Source organism: Pulveribacter suum, from assembly GCF_003013695.1.
Classification (GTDB): domain Bacteria; phylum Pseudomonadota; class Gammaproteobacteria; order Burkholderiales; family Burkholderiaceae_C; genus Melaminivora; species Melaminivora suum.
Genome location: NZ_CP027792.1, coordinates 281,825 through 303,696 on the forward strand (window position 1 = coordinate 281,825; position 21,872 = coordinate 303,696).

General features: G+C 68.0%; 23 protein-coding genes. 14 read left to right on the forward strand and 9 right to left on the reverse strand.

Annotation, left to right across the window (positions count from 1 at the left end; translation table 11 throughout):
- Window positions 1-8: 8 nt before the first annotated feature.
- The 3 genes from C7H73_RS01220 to C7H73_RS01235 all read right to left on the reverse strand — a co-directional run bounded on the left by C7H73_RS01220 (window position 9) and on the right by C7H73_RS01235 (window position 5,471).
- Window positions 9-1,832 carry a DEAD/DEAH box helicase gene (locus tag C7H73_RS01220; protein ID WP_193483933.1) on the reverse strand — a complete coding sequence of 608 codons (1,824 nt, stop codon included), beginning with the start codon at window positions 1,830-1,832 and terminating at the stop codon, window positions 9-11.
- A 493-nt stretch (window positions 1,833-2,325) separates the two neighbouring features.
- The gene (locus tag C7H73_RS01230) at window positions 2,326-2,529 is read right to left on the reverse strand and encodes a hypothetical protein (protein ID WP_106844987.1); all 204 of its coding nucleotides are present in this window, start codon (window positions 2,527-2,529) and stop codon (window positions 2,326-2,328) included.
- A complete protein-coding gene (locus C7H73_RS01235) occupies window positions 2,529-5,471 on the reverse strand; it encodes a DNA topoisomerase III (RefSeq protein WP_106844988.1) in 2,943 nt (980 codons plus the stop codon). Before C7H73_RS01235 ends, C7H73_RS01230 begins: the two co-directional genes overlap by 1 nt.
- Before the next feature lie 114 nt (window positions 5,472-5,585).
- Between C7H73_RS01235 and C7H73_RS01240 the strand changes: the two genes are divergently transcribed.
- The 3 genes from C7H73_RS01240 to C7H73_RS01250 all read left to right on the forward strand — a co-directional run bounded on the left by C7H73_RS01240 (window position 5,586) and on the right by C7H73_RS01250 (window position 7,846).
- Window positions 5,586-6,095, forward strand: a complete 510-nt coding sequence (locus tag C7H73_RS01240; RefSeq protein WP_106844989.1) for an SET domain-containing protein — start codon at window positions 5,586-5,588, stop codon at window positions 6,093-6,095.
- Window positions 6,092-6,922, forward strand: a complete 831-nt coding sequence (locus tag C7H73_RS01245) for a biotin--[acetyl-CoA-carboxylase] ligase (protein ID WP_106844990.1) — start codon at window positions 6,092-6,094, stop codon at window positions 6,920-6,922. The genes C7H73_RS01240 and C7H73_RS01245 overlap by 4 nt, the downstream gene beginning before the upstream one ends.
- A 171-nt stretch (window positions 6,923-7,093) precedes the next feature.
- On the forward strand, window positions 7,094-7,846 hold the full coding sequence (locus C7H73_RS01250) for a sporulation protein (RefSeq protein ID WP_106844991.1): 753 nt from the start codon (window positions 7,094-7,096) through the stop codon (window positions 7,844-7,846).
- A 15-nt stretch (window positions 7,847-7,861) separates the two neighbouring features.
- On the opposite strand, the gene C7H73_RS01255 is transcribed toward C7H73_RS01250, so the two are convergent.
- The 3 genes from C7H73_RS01255 to C7H73_RS01265 all read right to left on the reverse strand — a co-directional run bounded on the left by C7H73_RS01255 (window position 7,862) and on the right by C7H73_RS01265 (window position 10,625).
- Window positions 7,862-9,307, reverse strand: coding sequence for a sensor histidine kinase (locus C7H73_RS01255; protein WP_106844992.1), 1,446 nt, complete (start codon window positions 9,305-9,307; stop codon window positions 7,862-7,864).
- A gap of 76 nt (window positions 9,308-9,383) precedes the next feature.
- Window positions 9,384-10,058 (reverse strand): response regulator, encoded by a 675-nt coding sequence (locus C7H73_RS01260; protein ID WP_106844993.1) that lies wholly within the window; start codon window positions 10,056-10,058, stop codon window positions 9,384-9,386.
- Window positions 10,059-10,121: 63 nt separating this feature from the next.
- Window positions 10,122-10,625: a MarR family winged helix-turn-helix transcriptional regulator gene (locus C7H73_RS01265; protein ID WP_106844994.1), complete on the reverse strand. Its 504-nt coding sequence runs from the start codon at window positions 10,623-10,625 to the stop codon at window positions 10,122-10,124.
- A 144-nt stretch (window positions 10,626-10,769) separates the two neighbouring features.
- Here C7H73_RS01265 and recA point away from each other — a divergent pair, with 144 nt between their 5' ends.
- The gene (recA, locus tag C7H73_RS01270) at window positions 10,770-11,921 is read left to right on the forward strand and encodes a recombinase RecA (RefSeq protein WP_106844995.1); all 1,152 of its coding nucleotides are present in this window, start codon (window positions 10,770-10,772) and stop codon (window positions 11,919-11,921) included.
- A 72-nt stretch (window positions 11,922-11,993) separates the two neighbouring features.
- Window positions 11,994-12,476, forward strand: a complete 483-nt coding sequence (gene recX / locus C7H73_RS01275) for a recombination regulator RecX (protein ID WP_106844996.1) — start codon at window positions 11,994-11,996, stop codon at window positions 12,474-12,476.
- A gap of 14 nt (window positions 12,477-12,490) precedes the next feature.
- Here recX and lipA read toward each other — a convergent pair whose 3' ends face one another.
- From lipA to C7H73_RS01290, 3 genes are read right to left on the reverse strand one after another with little or no spacing between them, the layout of a single operon-like run.
- Entirely contained in the window at window positions 12,491-13,471 is a 981-nt protein-coding gene (lipA, locus tag C7H73_RS01280) for a lipoyl synthase (RefSeq protein WP_106844997.1), read from the reverse strand.
- Window positions 13,472-13,499: 28 nt separating this feature from the next.
- Complete coding sequence (lipB, locus tag C7H73_RS01285; protein WP_106844998.1) at window positions 13,500-14,192, reverse strand: lipoyl(octanoyl) transferase LipB; 693 nt, start codon at window positions 14,190-14,192, stop codon at window positions 13,500-13,502.
- 10 nt (window positions 14,193-14,202) lie between these two features.
- On the reverse strand, window positions 14,203-14,511 hold the full coding sequence (locus C7H73_RS01290) for a YbeD family protein (protein WP_106844999.1): 309 nt from the start codon (window positions 14,509-14,511) through the stop codon (window positions 14,203-14,205).
- 152 nt (window positions 14,512-14,663) lie between these two features.
- Here C7H73_RS01290 and C7H73_RS01295 point away from each other — a divergent pair, with 152 nt between their 5' ends.
- The 9 genes from C7H73_RS01295 to C7H73_RS01335 all read left to right on the forward strand — a co-directional run bounded on the left by C7H73_RS01295 (window position 14,664) and on the right by C7H73_RS01335 (window position 21,863).
- Complete coding sequence (locus C7H73_RS01295; protein ID WP_106845000.1) at window positions 14,664-15,140, forward strand: ATP synthase subunit I; 477 nt, start codon at window positions 14,664-14,666, stop codon at window positions 15,138-15,140.
- 21 nt (window positions 15,141-15,161) lie between these two features.
- Complete coding sequence (gene atpB / locus C7H73_RS01300) at window positions 15,162-16,025, forward strand: F0F1 ATP synthase subunit A (protein ID WP_106845001.1); 864 nt, start codon at window positions 15,162-15,164, stop codon at window positions 16,023-16,025.
- Between the two features lie 57 nt (window positions 16,026-16,082).
- The gene (gene atpE, locus C7H73_RS01305; RefSeq protein WP_106845002.1) at window positions 16,083-16,331 is read left to right on the forward strand and encodes a F0F1 ATP synthase subunit C; all 249 of its coding nucleotides are present in this window, start codon (window positions 16,083-16,085) and stop codon (window positions 16,329-16,331) included.
- A gap of 38 nt (window positions 16,332-16,369) precedes the next feature.
- Window positions 16,370-16,840 (forward strand): F0F1 ATP synthase subunit B, encoded by a 471-nt coding sequence (locus C7H73_RS01310; protein WP_106845003.1) that lies wholly within the window; start codon window positions 16,370-16,372, stop codon window positions 16,838-16,840.
- A 16-nt stretch (window positions 16,841-16,856) separates the two neighbouring features.
- On the forward strand, window positions 16,857-17,399 hold the full coding sequence (locus C7H73_RS01315; RefSeq protein ID WP_106845004.1) for a F0F1 ATP synthase subunit delta: 543 nt from the start codon (window positions 16,857-16,859) through the stop codon (window positions 17,397-17,399).
- Between the two features lie 45 nt (window positions 17,400-17,444).
- Window positions 17,445-19,004 (forward strand): F0F1 ATP synthase subunit alpha, encoded by a 1,560-nt coding sequence (gene atpA / locus C7H73_RS01320; protein WP_106845005.1) that lies wholly within the window; start codon window positions 17,445-17,447, stop codon window positions 19,002-19,004.
- 18 nt (window positions 19,005-19,022) lie between these two features.
- Window positions 19,023-19,895 (forward strand): F0F1 ATP synthase subunit gamma, encoded by an 873-nt coding sequence (atpG, locus tag C7H73_RS01325; RefSeq protein WP_106845006.1) that lies wholly within the window; start codon window positions 19,023-19,025, stop codon window positions 19,893-19,895.
- A 31-nt stretch (window positions 19,896-19,926) separates the two neighbouring features.
- Entirely contained in the window at window positions 19,927-21,363 is a 1,437-nt protein-coding gene (gene atpD, locus C7H73_RS01330) for a F0F1 ATP synthase subunit beta (RefSeq protein ID WP_106845007.1), read from the forward strand.
- Between the two features lie 83 nt (window positions 21,364-21,446).
- Window positions 21,447-21,863, forward strand: coding sequence for a F0F1 ATP synthase subunit epsilon (locus C7H73_RS01335; RefSeq protein WP_106845008.1), 417 nt, complete (start codon window positions 21,447-21,449; stop codon window positions 21,861-21,863).
- Window positions 21,864-21,872: the final 9 nt, after the last annotated feature.

Genomic DNA, 21,872 nt, shown 5'->3' on the forward strand with positions numbered 1-21,872 from the left:
GACCAGGTTCAGGAAGTGGGATGCGGTGAGTTCTCGGTATTGATCGTCGTCAGGAACAACCGATGCGTTGCCCGTGTCGCCGCCACATAGCGCACCCGCGCTTCGACCGCGGCCTGTTCAGGTTCAGGTGAGGGGCCCGCCTCGCCTTCTACCAGTGCCACCACCGGGAACTCCAGCCCCTTGCTGACCTTCATGGTCATTACCTTCACGGCATTCGCCAGCGGGTCGTACACGCCCGCGCGCAGACGGTTTTGGACTGGCAGGCCGCGCCGCGCGAGGGTGCGGGCGCACAGGTCACGGGCTTTGGCATCGCGGCACAGCACGGCCATGTCGCCCCAGGCGAAGCCGTCGGTGTAGGCGCCTTGCAGCAGCTCGGCCACCCGGTGCGCCTGCTCGGGCAGGCCGGGCAGGTCGACCACGATGGGCTCGGGGCCGTCCCGGCCGCAGCTGACTGGCTGCACCAGCGGCACGCCGTCGTCGTCGCGGTCCTCGGCGGTCAGCAGGCCGCCGGCCATGGCGTGCGCGGCCGCGAGGATCTGCCGCGTGTTGCGGTAGTTGATGCGCAGGATGCTGGTGCGCCCCTGCGCCTGGATGCCCACGCTCTTGAAACTGAAGTTCTTCTTGCGGCCGCGCTCGTAGATGCTTTGCGCGTCGTCGTACAGCACCAACAGGCTGTTGGTCGCCGGGTCCACCATCTGCGTGACGAGCTTGAGCCACTCGGGCGCAAAGTCGTGCCCCTCGTCGATCAGCACGGCCAGGTACTGGCCCTGCGGAACGTGGCCGCGCTGCACGCCGTCGATCACGCGCTGCACCATGTCGGCAAAGAACGCATCGGGCGGCAGCTGCGCGGGCGGCAGCGCCAGCCCGAAGGCCACCAGCTGCGCGCGCGCCCACTTATGAAAGTGCAGGCAGTGCACGCGCTCCCGCAAGCCCTTGGCAGCCATGGTGGCGGCCAGCTTCACGGCCAGCGGCTCGTTGTAGCAGAGCACCAGAATGGGCTTGCCGCTGGCGTTGGCGCGCGCCAGGTGCTCGGCGCGCCAGCCCAGGATCATGGTCTTGCCCGAGCCGGCCACGCCGTGGATGACGCGGTGGCCATCGCCCAGCGAGCGCGCCAGTTGCTCCTGCTGCAAGTCCATCACGCGCAGCATGTCGGGCACCTGCGCGTCCTCGGCGGTGTCGTCGAACAGCCCCGCCTGCTCGGGCACGCGCACCTGCGGAAAGAGCAGCCAGCGCACGCGGTCCAGCTGCGGCAGGCCCAGGGTCTGGTAGCGCTCGTAGGGGAACATCTCCCACAGCCGACTCTGAAATTCTTCGGCATCGACGCCCTCGGTCATCTCGTCGCTGCAGATCACGCGCCGCGCGGCAACGGCCTGCGCCAGCCCGGCGTCGGTAAATTGCCTGCGCGTGATATTGGCCAACACCACGCCATAGCTCCAGGCAAAGACCAGCTCGCCCTTGCGCGGACCTTCCAGGTGCACCAGGCGCCGGTCGCGGCGCAGCGTATCGAGCACCTCGTGGGCGTACCTGCGCGCCTGCGCGTCGGGAGACTGGATGGACTTGGGCTGGCCAGTGGCGCCGTCCAGGATGGTCCAGCTGTCCCGGTCGGCCTGCACGATGGTGGACAGGCGAAAGTCCTTCACTTCCAGGATCAGCAAGCCGCGGCTGGGATGCAGCACGATAAAGTCCGGATGCACCTGGCGCGGGCCGACGGGCACGTCGTACCACAGCAGATAGTCGTCCTCCAGCTTGGTCTCCAGGCGCTCGGCCAGGCGCCGCTCGCCGGCCGTCATGCGCGGCTTGCACGCGTTCAGCGAGGGGATCACGGTGGCCATGGGGGCTCAGATGCGTACGTGGTTCATGACCGGACGGTTATAGCCCAGGAGCCACACGCCCGCGCAGTCACCGCCGTACAGGCTGGCACGCACGCAAACCCTCCAGACCGTTTATGGCTGCGGAGGCGGCAGGGATGTCACCGCTCCGTCCACCACTGCCTCGCGGCTGCCTGGCGGGCAGGGCTGGTCGGTATAGACGACGGAGCTTCCACGCACGCATTTGCGGGGTGGCGCAGGCGGCTCGGACGAGCCCGCAGCAGCGCCGCGGGCAGCCCCCGCCGCAGGCCGTGGCTGTCCGCCCTTGTCACGCGGCAACGTTTCCGGCCCCGGCCGGGTGATCTTGCGCCAGACGTGCTCGGTCCAGGGGCCGGTGTGGGGCAGCCACTGCTCAGATGTCCACCAGGCCGCCACGGCACCGGCCAGGGCCAGCACGGCCAGGGCCGTCCAGGCGACGCGTTCGCGGGGGCTGCGCATGGGGGTGAGAGCTGGGCCGTCAGCGCGAGCGCTGGCGGCCCACGCTCAGGTCCACCGTGCCGAACACGGTGACGCCGCTGCTGTCGCCCTGCTGGCTGTCTGCCGTGCCGGGCTGGTGCGCCGCTGTGCCGCTCGTGGCCGTGCAGCCGCCCAGCGCGGCGGCAAGGGCCCGCGTGGCCAGCACGCAACGCGCGGCGGCAGCGGCGGCGCGCCCTGTCGCCATCACCCTTCGCCCCCCAGGTGCTTGCCCAGGATGCCCGCCAGCTCGAACATGCCCACCCGGTCCTTGCCGAAGACGGCGCGCAGCTTGTCGTCGGCGACGATGGTGCGCTTGTCCTGCGGGTCCTGCAGGTTGTGGGCCTTGATGTAGTCCCAGGTTTTCTTCATGGCCTCGGTGCGGGGCACGGGCTCCGGACCGATCACGGCGGCCAGCAGGGCGCTGGGCACCTTGCCGGCGGCCGTGCTGGGCTTGCGCGGGGTCTTGGTGGCGGCGGTATTCTTCGCCGCGGGTTTTGCGGCCTTTTTGGCCGCAGCGCCCGTCCTGCCTGCGCTGGCAGCTCCCGTTTTGCTAGCAGGCGACGCCGCCGTCTTGCGCGGCGGGTACTTGCTGTCGCGCTGCTCGAACTCGAAGTTGACCTTGCCGGCGCTGGCGTCCCAGGCCAGGAAGGCCTTGAACGGGCGGCGCGTGCGCAGGCTGACGAACTTGTCCAGCAGGTCGGTCTTGCCGGTGGCCAGCAGCTTGGCCATCTGGGCGCGCTCCACGGGCTGCTGCAGGATGATCTTGCCGCTCTTGAAGGTGCAGCTGGGCACAGGCTGTTGCTGCGTGGGTACGGCGCGGCTGCAGACATAGTTGCTGCCGTGCTCGTACACCGGCGCGCCGCACACAGGGCACGGGCCCAGGCTCTCCTGGCCGCTGAAATCCACCGCCTCGCCGCTGCCCTCGCCGGCCGCCGCGTCGTCGCCGAAGTCGAACTCCAGCTTGAAGTTGCCGGCTTCCTCATCGCGCACGATCGTCACCTCGGCCGTGAACGGCCAGCCGGCCTTGGAGCGAAATCCCTCCAGCGGGCCGATGCGGCGATCGCGCAGCAGGGCCTCCGCCTCGGCCGTCTCGAAGGTGCGCCCGGCGGGCGACTTGGTGAACGAAAAACCGCAGCCTTCGGCGCTGCCGCTGCTGCCGGTGCAGGCGTAGCGGCGGTAGTTCTCCTTGACCACGCCGCCGCAGTTCGGGCAGGGCGATGCAAGCTGCGCGTAGTCGCCCGGGATGCTGTCGCGGTCGTATTCCTTGGCCTTTCGGACGATCTTTTCCGTCATGGCCTGGATCTGCTGCATGAAGGTATCGCGGGCGAGCTCGCCGCGCTCCATCTGCGCCAGCTTGTATTCCCACTCGCCGGTGAGCTCGGCGCGCGACAGCTCGTGCACGCCCAGGCCGCGCAAGAGCGTCATGAGCTGGAAGGCCTTGGCCGTGGGAATCAGCTCGCGGCCCTCGCGCAGCATGTATTTCTCGGTGAGCAGCCCTTCGATGGTGGCCGCGCGCGTGGCCGGCGTGCCCAGGCCCTTTTCCTGCATGGCGCTGCGCAGCTCCTCGTCTTCCACCTGCTTGCCGGCGGATTCCATGGCGCCCAGCAGCGTGGCTTCTGAGTAGCGGGCGGGGGGCTTGGTCTTCAGGCCCTTGGCCTCCACCGTCTCGGCCAGCGGGCGCTCGCCCGGGCGCACGGCCACCAGCGGCTGGCCCTTCTCGCCGTCCTTGCCGCCGTCGGTCTCGTTGGCGGCTTCCTTGCCGTAGATGGCCAGCCAGCCGGGCTTGACCAGCACCTTGCCGTCGGTGCGAAAGGCGTGCCCCTCCACGCGGCTGATGCGCGTGGTGACGAGGTACTCGGCGCTGGGGAAGAACACCGCCAGGAAGCGCCGCACCACCAGGTCGTAGAGCTTTTGCTCGGCCTCGGACAGCCCGCTGGGCGCCTGCGTGGTGGGGATGATGGCGAAGTGGTCGCTGACCTTGCTGTTGTCGAAGACCTTCTTGGTGGGGCGCACGTAGCCTTCATCCAGCGCCTGCTGGGCGTAGGGTGCCAGGTGCCGCATGCCGCTGGTGGCCAGCATGCCGAAGGTGTCCCGGGCCACCGGCAGGTAGTCCTCGGGCAGGGCGCGCGAATCGGTACGCGGGTAGGTCAGCGCCTTGTGCCGCTCGTACAGGCTTTGCGCCAGCGCCAGCGTGGTCTTGGCCGAGAAGCCGAAGCGGCCGTTGGCCTCGCGCTGCAGGCTGGTCAAATCGAACAGCAGGGGCGAGGCCTGCGTGGTGGGTTTGGCCTCTTCGGTGACGCTCGCCGGCTTGCCGCGCACCGCGTCGGCGATGCGCTGCGCTTCGGCCTGCACCCACAGCCGGTCGGCGCGGGCTTCCGGGTCATCGCTTTTCTTCCATTGCGGGTCGAACCACTTGCCCAGGTACTGGCCGGCCTCGGCCGCAAAGCCGGCGTGCACCTCCCAGTAGTCGCGCACGATGAACTTGCGGATCTTTTCCTCGCGCTCGACCACCAGCGACAGCGTGGGCGTCTGCACCCGGCCCACGGTGGTCAGGAAGAACCCGCCGCCCTGCGAGTTGAACGCCGTCATGGCGCGCGTGCCGTTGATGCCCACCAGCCAGTCGGCTTCGCTGCGGCTGCGCGCGGCGTCGGCCAGGCCGCGCATCTGCGCGTCGCTCTTGAGGTTGGCAAAGCCGTCGCGGATGGCCTGCGGCGTCATGCTCTGCAGCCACAGGCGGCGCACCGGCTTGCCCAAGGCACCCTTGGCGCCGCCGGCGTACTGCTCGATCAGGCGGAAGATCAGCTCGCCCTCGCGCCCCGCGTCGCAGGCGTTGACGAGCTCCGTCACGTCCTTGCGCTTGGCCTGCTTGACGACGGCGTTCAGGCGGCTCTTGGTCTTGTCCACGGGCTTCAGGTCGAAGTACGGCGGAAGGACGGGCAGGTGGGCAAAGCTCCACTTGCCGCGCTTGACGTCGAATTCTTCGGGCGCCTGGATTTCCACCAGGTGGCCCACGGCGCTCGTGACCACGTAGCGCTCGTTTTCAAAATGATCCTCGTGCTTGTCGAACCTGCCCGCCACGGGCGTGAGGGCGCGCACGATGTCTTGCGCCACCGAGGGCTTTTCTGCGATTACCAGCGTCTTGCTCATGTTTGTTGCTGCTGTCTGTTCCTTGTGGGGCCGTTGCCTACAATGGCCGCCTTCGCGTGCGCACGCACGCGCACACCTGTGTGCATATCCACGCTAACAGAGTTTTTTCCGCCCATGCCGCCCCAGTCCAAAGCCCCTCTCAAGCCCACCGACGGGCGGCGCATCCAGACCCGGCGCTCGGGCGTGCATGGCAAGGGCGTATTCGCCGTGCAGCCCATCGCCGAGGGCGAGGTCATCATCGAATACACGGGCGAGGTGATCGGCTGGGACGAAGCCCAGGCGCGCCACCCGCACGACCCGAAGCAGCCCAACCACACTTTTTATTTCCACGTCGATGAAGACCGCGTGATCGACGCAAAGTTCGGCGGCAATTCCTCGCGCTGGATCAACCACAGCTGCGACCCCAACTGCTGGGCCGACGAGCAGGACGGCCGCATCTTCATCACCGCGCTGCGCAACATCGAAGCCGGCGAAGAGCTGAACTACGACTACGGCCTGATCATCGACGAGCGCTACACCAAAAAGCTCAAGGCCGAATACCCCTGCTGGTGCGGCGCCGCCAACTGCCGCGGCACGCTGCTGGCCCCGAAGCGCGGCTGGTCGCCGCCAGGGCCGCGCGCATGAGCGGAGCCGCTGCCCTCATCCCGGCCTGGCCGGCGGAGGACATCTGGCAGCAGATCGAGCCGCTGCTGCCGGGCTTTTCCGTCGAGGTGCTGGCCAGTGTCGACTCGACCAGCAGCGAGCTGATGCGCCGCGCACGGGGCGGCCGCACCGAGCCCACGCTGCTGGTGGCCGAGACGCAGACGGCGGGGCGCGGCCGGCTGGGCCGGCAGTGGAAGAGTGCCGGTGTGTACGAAGGCACGGGCGTGGTGCCGGCGCTGACCTTCTCGCTGGGCCTGCCGCTGGCGCCGCAGGGCTGGTCCGGCCTGTCGCTGGCCGTGGGCGTGACGGTGGCCGAGTGCCTGGACGGCACCGGCGCCGAGCCGCGCATCCGCCTCAAGTGGCCCAACGATCTGTGGCTGGCCGGCGACCGCAAGCTGGGCGGCATTCTGGTGGAGACGGCCAGCTTTGCCACCGGCCCGCAGACCGCCGAGCAGCCGCGCTACGTGGTGGTGGGCATCGGGCTGAACGTGCTGCCGGTGCTGGCGGAGGGCCTGTCCACGCCGCCGGCCTGCCTGCGCGAGGTGGACACCTCCTTGAGCGCCGCGCGGGCGCTCAAGCGGCTGGCGCTGCCCCTGGTGCAGGCCCTGCTGGGCTTTGCCGAGCACGGCTTTGCGCCCTTCCAGCCACGCTTTGCCCGCCGCGACGTGCTGGCCGGTCGCGGCGTGACCCTCAGCAATGGCCAGCAGGGCACGGCCCACGGCGTGAGCGACGAGGGCGCGCTGCTGGTGCACACGGCCACCGGCATGCAGGCCATCACCAGCGCCGAGATCAGCGTGCGTCCGCAATGAAACGAACACCTCCTGAGTCCCGGCGGCCCTTCCCCCTTCTCTCGCACCGCTGCGCGTTGCGCCAAGGGGCGCGCCGCCGGTGCCGCGGGACGGCCCTTGCACGGCGCCTCTGGACCGGGTTGCGCCAACCCCAGCCAGTGCAGGCCATGAACGCCTTCAGGGAACATTGACATGCTGCGCCTTGCCGTCCTTGTGCTGCTGCTGGCCAACGCCGGCTACTACGCCTGGTCCGCCGGCCTGCTGCAGGACTGGGGCCTGGGCCCGGTGAGCGACGGCGAGCCGCAGCGCCTGCAGCAGCAGGTCGAGCCGCAGAAGCTGCGCCTGCTGGCGCCGCAGACCGGCGCGTCCGCTGCGGCGCCTGCCCCGCCGCCCGCTGCTGCGCCCCCGGCCAGCGCCGCAGCGCCCGCTGCCCCCGCCCCCGATGCACCGGCCAGCGCGGCGGCTGCCGCCGCTAGCGCAGCCGCCGCCGCGCCGCCGCCCGGCATCTGCCTGCAGGCCGGCGTGTTCGACGCCCGCCAGGGCGACGCGCTGCGCAGCGCCCTGGCCGAGTGGCCCGAGGGCAGCTGGCAGCTCGAATCGACCCCCGTGGCGGGCCGCTGGATGGTCTATATGGGCCGCTTTCCCGACGAGGAGATCGTGGCCCGCAAGCGCTTGGAGCTGCGTGCGCTGAAGATCCCCTACGACCGGCCCGGCCAGGCGCTGGAGCCCGGCCTGTCGCTGGGGCGCTTTTCCACCGAAGAGGCGGCCCAGCGCGGCCTGGGGCAGCTGGCCAGCCAGGGCGTGCGCACCGCCCGCGTGGTGCAAGAGCGCGCCGACGCGCCCGGCTACACCCTGCGCCTGCCGGCCGTCAGCCCGGCATTGCGCCCGCGCATGGCCGCGCTGGAGCCGGCGCTGGCCGGCAGGGCGCTCAAGCCCTGCGGCTGACGGCGCGCGGCCCGCTCAGTGCCGGGCGCGGCTGGCGGCAAAGCGCAGCGTGAAACGCGCCCCGGGCAGGGCCGCGCCGGGGCGCACGTCCTCCAGCGTCACCTCCACGCCGTGCTGGCGGGCGATCTCGCGCACGATGGGCAGGCCCAGGCCGGAGCCGTCGGCATCGGTGCCCAGGGCGCGGTAGAAGGGCTGGAAGACCAGTTCGCGCTCGCTTTCGGGCACGCCCGGGCCGCTGTCTTCGATCTGCACCATCACCACGCGGCCAAAGGTGTCGGGCAGCACCCGCGCCGTGACCACGCCGCAGCGGCTGGCGCTGGAGGGCGTGTAGTTGATGGCGTTGTCCAGCAGGTTGCGCGCCAGCTCCTTGAGCAGCAGCGGGTTGCCGTCCGCCCACACCCCGGGCGCGCCCGGCGCCGGGCCGTCATACCCCAGGTCGATGTGGCGGGCCAGGGCGCGGGGCACGGCGTCGCGCACCACGTCGATGACCAGCTGCGCCATGTCCACCGGCTGGTGCTGCAGCGCGGCGGCGCTGCCTTCGGCGCGGGCCAGCGCCAGCAGCTGGTTGACGGTGTGCGTGGCGCGGATGGACGCGCGGCCGATCTGCTTGAGCGACTGCTTGAGCTCCTCGGTGCTGGTGCCTTCGCGCTGGGCCAGGTCGGCTTGCATGCGCAGGCCAGCCAGCGGGGTCTTGAGCTGGTGCGCCGCGTCGGCCAGAAAGCGCTTTTGCGTGGCCATGGATTCGTGCAGGCGGCGCAGCAGATCGTTGACCGAGTCCACCAGCGGCGCCACCTCCATGGGCACGGACTTGTCGTTCAGCGGTGACAGGTCGTCGGGCTTGCGCGCGCGGATGCGTTCTTCGAGCTGGTGCAGCGGCTTGATGCCGCGGGCCAGCGCCAGCCACACCAGCAGCACCGCCAGCGGCAGGATGACGAACTGCGGCAGCATCACGCCCTTGATGATTTCGGTGGCCAGCACGCTGCGCTTGGAGCGCGTCTCGGCCACCTGCACCAGGGCGGCGGGCGCGTCCGGCAGCGGCACGCGCACCCAGATATAGGCCACGCGGATGTCCACACCGCGCAGCTCGGCGTCGCGCAGGCGCACCTCGGCCGAGGACGGGCGCTCTTCGGATGGGGGCGCGGGCAGCTCGCGTTCGCCGGCCAGGTAGGCGCCGGTGGGCGAGAGCACCTGGTAATAGACGGCGTCGGACTCGTCGGCGCGCAGCAGCTCGCTGGCGGGCTGGGGCAGGCTGAACAGCACCTGGCCGTCGTGCGTGGTGACGAACTGCGCCAGGGCGTGGGCGTTGTATTCCAGTGCGCGGTCGAACGGCTTGTTGGCCAGGCCCTGCGCGACCAGCCAGGTCAGCGCCAGGCTCACCGGCCACAGCAGCAGCAGCGGCGTGAGCATCCAGTCCAGGATCTCGCCGAACAGGGAGCGCTGCTCGCGCTGGAAGATCTTCACGGCGGCCTGAAGTTTGGAGTGTTTTTTGCCTTTAGCGCCCGCCCAGCAAGCGCCAGCAGCTATTAAATAGTGAGCGTCAGACGGTGATCTTTTCCAGGCAATAGCCCAGCCCGCGCACCGTGGCAATGCGGATCGGGCCGCGCTCGATCTTCTTGCGCAGGCGGTGGATATACACCTCGATGGCGTTGTTGCTCACCTCCTCGCCCCACTCGCACAGGCGCTCGACCAGCTGCTCCTTGGACACCAGCCGCCCGGCGCGCTGCAGCAGCACTTCCAAAAGGCCCAGCTCGCGCGCCGACAGCTCCACCAGCTTGCCGTCGATGGTGGCCACGCGCCCGGCCTGGTCGTACACCAGCGGGCCGTGGCGGATGGCGCTGCTGGTGGCGCCCATGCCGCGGCGGGTGAGCGCGCGCACGCGCGCCTCCAGCTCCTGCAGCGAAAAGGGCTTGGCCATGTAGTCGTCAGCGCCCAGGTCCAGGCCCTTGACGCGCTCGTCGATGCCGTCGGCCGCCGTCAGGATCAGCACCGGCAGCGCCTGCCCGCGCCCGCGCAGGCGCTTCAAGACTTCCAGCCCGTGCATCTTGGGCAGGCCCAGGTCCAGGATCAGCAGGTCGAACTCGTTGTTGGTCATCAAGGCGGCATCGACCTCGGTGCCGCTGGCCACGTGGTCCACCACCGCGCCCGAGCCGCGCAGGCTGCGCAGCAGGCCATCGGCCAGCACCTGGTCGTCTTCGGCAATGAGGATGCGCATGGAAAGAGTCTCCTGGTGCTGTTGCTGCGTGGGCGGCGTGCGGCGTGTACCGGCGAACAAATTCTAGGCCGGCGCACCTTCGCCGCCGGCATAGGCCTCCAGGCCCAGGGCGATGACGGTGGCCACCTCCTCGCCCACCTCGGCGCGAAACTCGGCCTGCGCCTGCGCCACGGCCTGGCGGAAGGCCTCGCGCCAGGCCAGGCCTAGCGCCGTGTAGCGCACCCGGCGCGCGCGCGCATCGTGCGGGTCGGCCTCGCGGGTGACCAGGCCCCAGGCCTCGCACTGGTCGATCAGCGCCGCCATGGACTGCTTGGCCATGCCGGCACGCGCCGCCAGCTCGGTGATGCGGTCGCCCGCGGGCGAGAGGTGGCGCGTCAGGTGCACGTGGGCGGCGCTGACCTGCTCGCGCGCGGCCAGGTTGGACAGCGCCAGCGGCGCCTCCACGCTGCGCGCCATCAGCTGCAGCACGCGTGCATCGAAACGCCGCAGGGCATGGCCCAGCAGGCGGCCCAGGTGGGTCTGGCGCCAAGCATCGCCAGCCGGATCGCAAAGGGGTGTGACGGGCATGGCTTATTGTCAGGCAAACTGACAATAAAACGGTTGAAAAGGTACCATCGCACCCATAAACTACTGTTCAAGCATCCAGTTACCACCGTGCCACGGCGCTGGGTCTCCCCTTATCCAGGCACCATTCCCAAGGAGTCGTTTCCAATGAACGCAACCGTCAATACCGCCGCCGCCAACAGCGAAAAGGCCAAGGCCCTGCAAGCGGCCCTCGCCCAGATCGAAAAGCAGTTCGGCAAGGGCACCATCATGCGCCTGGGCGAAGGCGAGGTCATCGAAGACATCCAGGTCGTCTCCACCGGCTCGCTGGGCCTGGACATCGCCCTGGGCGTGGGCGGCCTGCCGCGCGGGCGGGTCATCGAGATCTATGGCCCGGAGAGCTCGGGCAAGACCACGCTGACGCTGCAGGTCATCGCGCAGATGCAAAAGCTGGCCGGCCAGTGCGCCTTCGTCGATGCCGAACACGCGCTGGACGTGCAGTACGCGCAAAAGCTGGGCGTGAACCTGCAGGACCTGCTGATCAGCCAGCCCGACACCGGCGAGCAGGCGCTGGAGATCGTGGACAGCCTGGTGCGCTCGGGCGCGGTGGACTTGATCGTCATCGACTCGGTCGCGGCGCTCACGCCCAAGGCCGAAATCGAGGGTGAGATGGGCGACCAGCTGCCGGGCCTGCAGGCACGGCTGATGAGCCAGGCGCTGCGCAAGCTCACGGCCACCATCAAGAAGACCAACTGCACGGTCATCTTCATCAACCAGATCCGCATGAAGATCGGCGTGATGTTCGGCTCGCCCGAGACCACCACCGGCGGCAACGCGCTGAAGTTCTACGCCTCGGTGCGGCTGGACATCCGCCGCATCGGCACCATCAAGAAGGGGGACAACCCGATCGGCAACGAAACGCGCGTCAAGGTGGTGAAGAACAAGGTCAGCCCGCCGTTCAAGACGGCCGAGTTCGACATCCTGTTCGGCGAGGGCATCTCGCGCGAGGGCGAGATCATCGACATGGGCGTGAACGCGCGCATCCTGGACAAGAGCGGCGCCTGGTACGCCTACAACGGCGAGAAGATCGGCCAGGGCCGCGACAACGCCCGCGAGTTCCTGCGCGAAAACCCCCAGCTGGCGCACGAAATCGAGAACAAGGTGCGCGACAGCCTGGGCATCGCCTTGCTGCCGGCAGCAGTGGGCGGGCAAAGCGCCGCCGCGCCGGACGAGCCGGCCCCTGCCGTTGAGGAAGACAAGCCCGCTCCGCGCAGCAGGAAGGCCGACAAGGCGGACAAGACCGAAGAGCTTCCCCTGTAACCGGCTTTTATAGCCAAAACTGCTGCCAGCCCTTGCCAGTCAAGCGCTGGCAGCTCTTTTTTTGATAGTGCCATGGGATTTCAGAAGCTGTCGCTCAAGGGCCGCGCGCTGCGCCTGCTGGCCCAGCGCGAGCATTCGCGCAGCGAGCTGCAGGCCAAGCTGGCGCGCCATGTGCAGGAGGGCGAGGATCTGGCCGCCATTCTGGACGAGCTGCAGGCCAAGGACTTCATCAACGAAGACCGGGTGGTGGAGTCGGTCGTGCACCGCCGCGCCGCGCGCCTGGGCAGCCAGCGCGTCATGCAGGAGCTGCGCCGCAAGGGGCTGGACGAGGAGCGGGTGCGCGCTGCCGGCCGGCAGTTGGCCGGCAGCGAGCTCGAGCGCGCCAGCGCCGTCTGGCGCCAGCGCTTTGGCGCCGTGGCCGATACGCCGGCGGAGCGGGCGCGCCAGATGCGCTTTCTGGCCGCGCGCGGCTTTGCCGCCGACGTGGTGCGCCGCGTGGTGCGCGGCGCTGCCGGGGATGACGATGAGAATGGAGTGGCCGGCGGCTGGGAGTGAAGCCGCCGCTGGGGTCAGACCCCGGCCGCGTGGGCCTGCTGGTCGGCGTGGTAGCTAGAGCGCACCATGGCGCCCACGGCGGCGTGCGAGAAGCCCATGGCGTAGGCCTCGCGCTCGAACATCTTGAAGGTGTCCGGGTGCACGTAGCGGCGCACCGGCAGGTGCGCGTTCGACGGCGCCAGGTACTGGCCGATGGTGAGCATGTCGATGCCATGCGCGCGCATGTCGCGCATCACCTCCAGGATTTCCTCGTCCGTCTCGCCCAGGCCGACCATCAGGCCGCTTTTTGTGGGCACGCCCGGGTGCAGCGCCTTGAATTTCTTGAGCAGGTTCAGGCTGAACTGGTAGTCCGAGCCCGGGCGCGCCTGCTTGTACAGGCGCGGGGCGGTTTCCAGGTTGTGGTTCATCACGTCCGGCGGCGCGGCCTTGAGGATCTCCAGCGCGCGGTCGTCGCGGCCGCGGAAGTCCGGCACCAGGATCTCGATGCGCGTGGCCGGCGACAGCGCGCGCACCTGGCGGATGCACTCCACGAAGTGGCCGGCACCGCCGTCGCGCAGGTCGTCGCGGTCCACGCTGGTGATGACCACGTAGTTGAGCTTGAGCGCGGCGATGGTGCGTGCCAGGTTCAGGGGTTCGTCCGCATCCAGCGGGTCGGGCCGGCCGTGGCCCACATCGCAGAACGGGCAGCGGCGCGTGCACTTGTCGCCCATGATCATGAAGGTGGCCGTGCCGCGGCCGAAGCATTCGCCGATGTTCGGGCACGAGGCCTCTTCGCACACCGTGTGCAGCTTGTGCTCGCGCAGGATGGACTTGATCTCGTAGAAGCGCGTGGTCGGGCTGCCGGCCCTGACGCGGATCCACTCGGGCTTTTTCAGCACCTCGCCGGCCTCGACCTTGATCGGGATGCGCGCCAGCTTGGCGCCCGCCTTTTGCTTGGCGGACGGGTTGTAGGTCTCGGCAGGCTGCGCTTCGCGGACGACTTCAGAGGTGCTCATGGCGGGTCGGGAAAGGAGGAGGCGGCGGTCAGGGAGCGAGGCGGCGTACCAGCTGCTCACCGAGCACGGCCGCGGCCTCGTCCCAGGAGGCGTGGACGCCAATTGTAGGAAGGTCCACCGTACGCAACCCCGCGTAGCCGCAAGGGTTGATGCGTGCAAACGGCTCCAGATCCATGGCCACGTTCAACGCCACGCCGTGGTAGGTGCAGTGGCGCGAGACCTTTAGCCCCAAGGCGGCGATCTTGCCCAGGCCGGTGAAGTCGGGCTGCGCCGGGCCCTCGCCCGCAGCGCGCCGCTGCGGGCGCTGGGCCAGCAGGGCGTGGCTGAAGGGGTCGTCCAGCCGCACGTAGATGCCGGGCGCGCCGGCCACGCGGTGCCCCGTCACGCCGAAATGCTCCAGCGTGCGGATCACGGCCTCCTCGATGCGAAAGACGAATTCCTTGACGTAGTAGCCCGCGCGCTGCAGGTCCAGCAGCGGATAGGCCACGACCTGCCCGGGCCCGTGGTGCGTGACCTGCCCGCCCCGGTTGGTGGCAACCACGGGGATGTCGCCTGGCGCCAGCAGATGGCCCTCCTTGCCGGCCAGTCCCTGGGTGAACACGGGCAGGTGCTCGCAGATCCACAGCTCGTCGGGCGTGTCGCCCGAGCGCTCGGCGGTGAAGCGCTGCATGGCCTGGTAGGTGGCCGCGTAGGGCACTCGGCCCAGATGGCGCAGCTGCATGGCCGCCGGCCTACAGCACGACCTTGACCAGCGGGTGGCCGGTGAGCGCGCGGTACAGTGCATCGAGCTGCTCGCGGCTGGTGGCCGTGACGGTGATCGTCACCCCCTGGTAGTTGCCGGCGCGGCTGTCGCGCAGCTCCACCGTGGCTTCGTCGAACTGCGGGTCGTGCTGGCGCGCCAGAGCGACGATGGCCTGCACGAAGCCCGGCTCCTTGGCCCCCATCACCTTGATGGGAAAGCGCGAGGGATATTCGATGAGCGAGTCCTTGCGCGCATCGGGCGTCGCAGCGCCCTCGGGGGCCGGGGTGAAGGTGGTCATTGAAAACTCAAGCCTGGCTGGAAGGAAGGAAGCGGCGAAGAGGGCCATGCCTGCGCCGCGCGCGTCAAGCGTCCTGTACAGTCATTGTGGACCGCAAGGGGTTTGTACTTATAATGCGAGGCTTTGCGAAAGTTTTGGTTCGGCCTGCAGGTATGCCTATCACGAAGACAGCAGCCTCTCAGGACGAAACTGAGGACGAAGATTCCGACTTCAAGCCTTTGAGCGCGCAGCAGGCGGCGGAATGGCGTCGGCGCAATCCGCCCCTGTCGCCCTGGCACATCGTTGCCTTGCAGCTGCTGGTGGCAGTGCTGGCGGCACTGGTGGCGCGCTGGTGGAGCGGCAGCGCCGCGGCAGGCTGGTCTGCCGGCTATGGCGGGTTGGCCGTGGTGCTGCCCGCAGCGCTGTTTGCCCGCGGGATGCAGCGGCGGCGTTCATCGGCAGGTGCTGCCATGGCAGCGCTCATGGGATGGGAGCTGGTGAAGATTGCTTTGACCGTCGCCATGCTGGCGGCGGCGCCCCGGCTGGTGCCGGGCCTGAGCTGGCTGGCCTTGCTGGCCGGCCTGGTGATGACGATGAAAGCGTACTGGATCGCGTTCTTGGCGCGTTCCAGTGTCCGACGAACTGTTTGACTTTGAGAGAAGAGTTGCCCGATGGCCGCAGACGCGAACGCCCCCACTGCCAGTGAATACATCGTTCACCACCTGCAGCACCTGCAAAACGTCAAGCAGGGTTTCATCGTCGATTTCTCGGTGGTCAACATCGACTCCGTCGTGGTCGGCATCTTGCTCGGTGCGCTGATGCTGCTGGTCTTTTGGTCGGCCGCGCGCAAGGCGACTTCGGGCGTGCCTGGGCGCTTTCAGGCCGCCGTGGAGATCATGGTGGAGATGGTGGACAACCAGGCCAAGGCCAACATCCACAACGCTGAAAGCCGCAAGTTCATCGCTCCGCTGGCACTCACCGTGTTCGTCTGGATCTTCCTGATGAACGCCATGGACATGCTGCCCGTGGATCTGCTGCCCGTGCTGTGGCAGGGCGCCACCGGCGACCAGCACGCCGTGCTGCGCGTCGTGCCCACGGCCGACCTGTCCACCACGCTGGGCCTGTCCACCGCCGTGCTGCTGCTGTGCTTCTACTACAGCATCAAGGTCAAGGGCCTGGGCGGCTGGATCCACGAGCTGTTCACGGCCCCCTTCGGCACCAGCAAGAATCCGCTGTTCGCGGCCATCCTGGGCGTAGTGAACTTCTCCATGCAGGTCATCGAATACGTTGCCAAGACGGTCTCGCACGGCATGCGACTGTTCGGCAACATGTACGCTGGTGAGTTGGTGTTCTGCCTGATCGCCCTGATGGGCGGTGCGGCGGCCATGTCGCTCTCTGGTGTGTTGCTCCCCGTGGGGCACATCATCGCGGGCTCTATCTGGGCGATCTTTCACATTCTGATCATCACCCTGCAGGCCTTCATTTTCATGATGCTGGCGCTGATCTACCTCGGCCAGGCGCATGACGCTCACTGAGCTTTTTCGTTTCCCTTCTCCCTTCAACCTTTCTTTCTTTTCATCCTAGGAGTCATCATGGAAAACATTCTCGGCCTCGTCGCTCTGGCTTGCGGTCTGATCGTGGGTCTGGGCGCCATCGGCGCTTCGATCGGTATCGCCCTGATGGGTGGCAAGTTCCTGGAAGCGTCTGCCCGCCAGCCCGAGCTGATCAACGAGCTGCAGACCAAGATGTTCATTCTGGCCGGCCTGATCGACGCGGCCTTCCTGATCGGTGTGGCCATCGCCCTGCTGTTCGCGTTCGCCAACCCCTTCGTCCTGGTCTGATCACTCCCATCAACGCCGAAGAATAGAAAGGTGTTGCCGTGAGTATCAACGCGACCCTGTTCGTTCAGGCCATCGTCTTTTTGATCCTGGTGTGGTTCACGATGAAGTTCGTGTGGCCCCCGATCGCCAAGGCGCTGGATGACCGAGCCATGAAAATCGCCGATGGTCTCGCTGCTGCCGACCGTGCCAAGACCGAGCTTGCCGCCGCCGACCAGCGCGTCAAGCAGGAACTGACCGCTGCCAGCAACGAAACCGCGACCCGCCTGGCTGACGCCGAGCGCCGCGCCCAGGCCATCATCGAAGAGGCCAAGGCACGCGCCAGCGACGAAGGCAACAAGATCGTCGCCGCTGCCCGCGCCGAGGCCGAGCAGCAGGCGATTGCCGCCCGCGAAGCCCTGCGCGAGCAGGTGGCGGCCCTGGCCGTCAAGGGCGCGGAGCAGATCCTGCGCAAGGAAGTCAACGCCGGCGTGCACGCCGATCTGTTGAACCGCCTCAAGACCGAGCTGTAAGGCAAGGAGCAACCGAATGGCTGAACTCGCCACCATTGCCCGCCCTTACGCCGAGGCGCTGTACCAGGCCTGTGCCGCCCAAAGCGGCGCGGACCTGAACGGCGCTGCCGCATGGGTGGACGAGCTGGCGGCGATTGCCGCCAACCCCGACCTGCGCCAGCTGGCCGACAACCCCAAGGTGACGGGCTCGCAGGTCTTTGACGTCATTGCCGGCGTGGCGCGTTCGCCGCTGTCCGAGCAGGCGAAGAATTTCCTGCGCACCGTCATCGACAACGGCCGCGTGCAGGCGCTGCCCGAGATCGCAACGCAGTTTCGTGCCCTGGTCAACCAGCAAAACGGCTCCTCGGATGCGGTGGTGCACAGCGCCTTTCCGCTCGACTCCGCTGCGCTGGCGCAGCTGGGAGCGACGCTGGAGCACCGCTTCGGCCGCAAGCTCAACCTGTCGATGCAGCACGATGAATCGCTGATCGGCGGCGTGCGAGTGGTGGTGGGCGACGAGGTGCTGGACACCTCCGTGCGTGCGCGCCTGGAACAAATGAAAGCCGCCCTTACGGCCTAACGCGGCCGGAGGTTTCGGCCATTAAAGAAAGAGAAGGAAAGAGTCATGCAACTCAATCCCGCAGAAATTTCTGAACTGATCAAGAGCCGCATCGAGGGGCTGGCAGCCACCAGCGACATCCGCAACCAGGGCACCGTGGTGTCCGTGACCGACGGTATCGTGCGCATCCATGGCCTGTCGGACGTGATGCAGGGCGAAATGCTGGAATTCCCCGCCACGGCGGACGGCCAGCCCACGTTCGGCCTGGCGCTGAACCTGGAGCGCGACTCCGTCGGTTCCGTGATCCTGGGCGAGTACGAGCACATCTCCGAGGGCGACACCGTCAAGTGCACGGGCCGCATCCTGGAAGTGCCCGTGGGCCCCGAGCTGATCGGCCGCGTGGTCAACGCCCTGGGCCAGCCCATCGACGGCAAGGGCCCGATCAACGCCAAGATGACGGACGTGATCGAGAAGGTTGCTCCGGGCGTGATCGCGCGCCAGTCGGTGGACCAGCCCCTGCAGACCGGCATCAAGTCGATCGACGCCATGGTGCCGATCGGCCGCGGCCAGCGCGAGCTGATCATCGGCGACCGCCAGACCGGCAAGTCGGCCGTGGCGATCGACACCATCATTGCCCAGAAGGGCCAGGGCGTGACCTGCGTGTACGTCGCCATCGGCCAGAAGGCGTCGTCGATCAAGAACGTGGTGCGCGCGCTGGAGCAGTCCGGCGCCATGGAATACACCATCGTCGTGGCGGCCTCGGCCTCCGAGTCGGCCGCCATGCAATACGTGTCGGCCTACTCCGGCTGCACCATGGGCGAGTACTTCCGCGACCGCGGCCAGGACGCACTGATCGTCTATGACGACCTGTCCAAGCAGGCTGTGGCCTACCGCCAAGTGTCGCTGCTGCTGCGCCGCCCGCCGGGCCGCGAAGCCTATCCGGGCGACGTGTTCTACCTGCACTCGCGCCTGCTGGAGCGCGCCGCACGCGTGAACGCCGACTACGTCGAAGCCTTCACCAAGGGCGAAGTCAAGGGCAAGACCGGCTCGCTCACCGCGCTGCCGATCATCGAGACCCAGGCTGGCGACGTGTCCGCCTTCGTTCCGACCAACGTGATCTCGATCACGGACGGCCAGATCTTCCTGGAGACGGCGCTGTTCAACGCCGGCATTCGCCCCGCCATCAACGCCGGTATCTCGGTGTCGCGCGTGGGTGGTGCAGCGCAGACCAAGCTGGTCAAGGGCCTGTCCGGCGGTATCCGTACCGACCTGGCGCAGTACCGCGAACTGGCCGCGTTCGCACAGTTCGCCTCCGACCTGGACGAAGCCACCCGCAAGCAGCTGGACCGCGGCGCCCGCGTGACCGAGCTGCTCAAGCAGCCGCAGTACAGCCCACTGCCCGTCAGCCTGATGGGCGCCACGCTGTTTGCGGTGAACAAGGGCTTCCTGGACGACATCGACGTCAAGCGCGTGCTGGCCTTCGAATCAGGCCTGCACCAGTACCTCAAGACCAGCCATGCAGCCCTGCTGCAGCGCCTGGACGACAACCGCGCCTTCGACAAGGAAGGCAAGGACGAGGCGGAACTGACGCAAGCCATCACGTCGTTCAAGAAGTCGTTCGTTTAATCCGGACGAGGAGCCATCATGGCAGCAGGCAAGGAAATACGCGGCAAGATCAAATCGGTGGAGAACACCAAGAAGATCACCAAGGCCATGGAAATGGTGGCCGCGTCCAAGATGCGCAAGGCGCAGGAGCGCATGCGCTCCGCCCGGCCCTATGCCGAGAAGGTGCGTCAGATTGCCGCCCACCTCGGCCAGGCCAACCCCGAGTACGTGCACCCGTTCATGCGGGTGAACGACGCCAAGGTGGCCGGCGTCATCGTGGTGACGACCGACAAGGGGCTGTGCGGCGGCATGAACACCAACGTGCTGCGTGCCGTGACCACCCGCCTGCGTGAATTGCAGGCCGCCGGCGTGCAGACGCAGGCGGTGGCCATCGGCAACAAGGGCTTGGGCTTTCTCAACCGCATCGGCGCGCAGGTTGTGGCACACGCCACGGGCCTGGGCGACACGCCGCACCTGGACAAGCTCATCGGGCCGGTCAAGGTGCTGCTGGACGCCTATGCCGAGGGCAAGATCAACGCGGTGTACCTGTCCTATACCAAGTTCATCAACACGATGAAGCAGGAATCGGTGGTCGAGCGGCTGCTGCCGCTGTCCTCCGAGGCCATCCAGGCCGGCAAGGGCAGCCACAGCGCTAGCTGGGACTACATCTACGAGCCCGATGCCCAAAGCGTGATCGACGAGCTGCTGGTGCGCTATGTCGAGTCGCTGATCTACCAGGCCGTGGCAGAGAACATGGCCAGCGAGCAGTCAGCGCGCATGGTGGCCATGAAGGCCGCCACCGACAACGCCGGCAACGTGATCAACGAGCTCAAGCTGGTCTACAACAAGACCCGCCAGGCCGCGATCACGAAGGAACTCTCCGAGATCGTCGCCGGTGCGGCGGCCGTCTGATTCCGGTTTCACACAATTTTTGGAGCAAAAAATGGCTCAAGAGAACACCCAGATGAGCGCTGCAGGCGCCCAGGGCAAGATTGTTCAATGTATCGGCGCCGTGGTGGACGTGGAGTTCCCACGCGACAAGATGCCCAAGGTGTACGACGCCCTCAAGCTGGAAGGCTCGGCCCTGACGCTGGAAGTGCAGCAGCAGCTGGGTGACGGCGTGGTGCGTACCATCGCCCTGGGCTCGTCCGACGGCCTCAAGCGCGGCATCATGGTGACCAACACCGGCAACCCCATCACCGTGCCCGTGGGCAAGGCGACGCTGGGCCGCATCATGGACGTGCTGGGCACGCCCATCGACGAGCGCGGCCCCGTGGACCAGACGCTCACCGCCTCCATCCACCGCAAGGCCCCCGCGTACGACGAGCTGTCGCCCTCGCAGGAGCTGCTGGAGACCGGCATCAAGGTGATCGACTTGGTGTGCCCGTTCGCCAAGGGCGGCAAGGTGGGCCTGTTCGGCGGCGCCGGCGTGGGCAAGACCGTGAACATGATGGAGCTCATCAACAACATCGCCAAAGCGCACTCGGGCCTGTCCGTGTTCGCGGGCGTTGGTGAGCGTACCCGCGAAGGCAACGACTTCTATCACGAGATGGCCGACTCCGGCGTCGTGAACCTGGAGAACCTGGGCGAGTCCAAGGTGGCCATGGTCTACGGCCAGATGAACGAGCCCCCGGGCAACCGCCTGCGCGTGGCCCTCACGGGCCTGACGATTGCCGAGTCGTTCCGCGACGAAGGCCGCGACGTGCTGTTCTTCGTGGACAACATCTACCGCTACACCCTGGCCGGCACGGAAGTGTCCGCCCTCCTGGGCCGCATGCCCTCCGCCGTGGGCTACCAGCCGACGCTGGCCGAGGAAATGGGCCGCCTGCAGGAGCGCATCACCTCCACCAAGGTGGGCTCGATCACCTCGATCCAGGCCGTGTATGTGCCTGCCGACGACTTGACCGACCCCTCGCCCGCCACGACGTTTGCCCACCTGGACTCCACCGTGGTGCTGTCGCGTGACATCGCTGCCCTGGGCATCTACCCTGCCGTGGACCCGCTGGACTCCACCAGCCGCCAGCTCGACCCGCAAGTGGTGGGCGAGGAGCACTACAAGGTGGCCCGCGACGTGCAGGGCACGCTGCAGCGCTACAAGGAACTGCGCGACATCATCGCCATCCTGGGCATGGACGAGCTGGCCCCCGAGGACAAGCTCACGGTGGCCCGCGCGCGCAAGATCCAGCGCTTCCTGTCGCAGCCGTTCCACGTGGCCGAGGTGTTCACCGGCTCGCCGGGCAAGTACGTGCCGCTGTCGGAGACCATCCGCGGCTTCAAGATGATCGCCAGTGGTGAATGCGACCACCTGCCCGAGCAGGCTTTCTACATGGTCGGCACCATCGACGAAGCCTTCGAGAAGGCCAAGAAGCTGGCGTCCTGATGAAAGCCGCGCCGGACGGCCTCCACCCGCCCGGCGCACGTTTTCTCCGCCCAGCTTTCAACCCTTTTTGAGGACAAGCCAAGATGAACACCATCCACGTTGACGTGGTCAGTGCCGAGGAGTCCATCTTCTCCGGCGAGGCGCGCTTCGTCGCCCTGCCGGGTGAGGCGGGCGAGCTCGGCATCTACCCGCGCCACACGCCGCTGATCACCCGCATCAAGCCGGGCTCGGTGCGCATTGAGCTGCCGGACGGCAACGAAGAATTCGTCTTCGTGGCCGGCGGCATCCTGGAAGTGCAGCCGGACTGCGTCACGGTGCTGTCCGACACCGCCATCCGCGGCAAGGACCTGGACGACCAGAAGGCCCAGGAAGCCAAGCAGGCCGCCGAACACGCCCTGCAAAACGCCAAGAGCGAACTGGACCTGGCCCGCGCCCAGTCCGAGCTCGCCATCATGGCCGCCCAGCTGGCCGCGCTGCGCAAGTTCCGCGAAAAGCGTTGAACCGAGAGG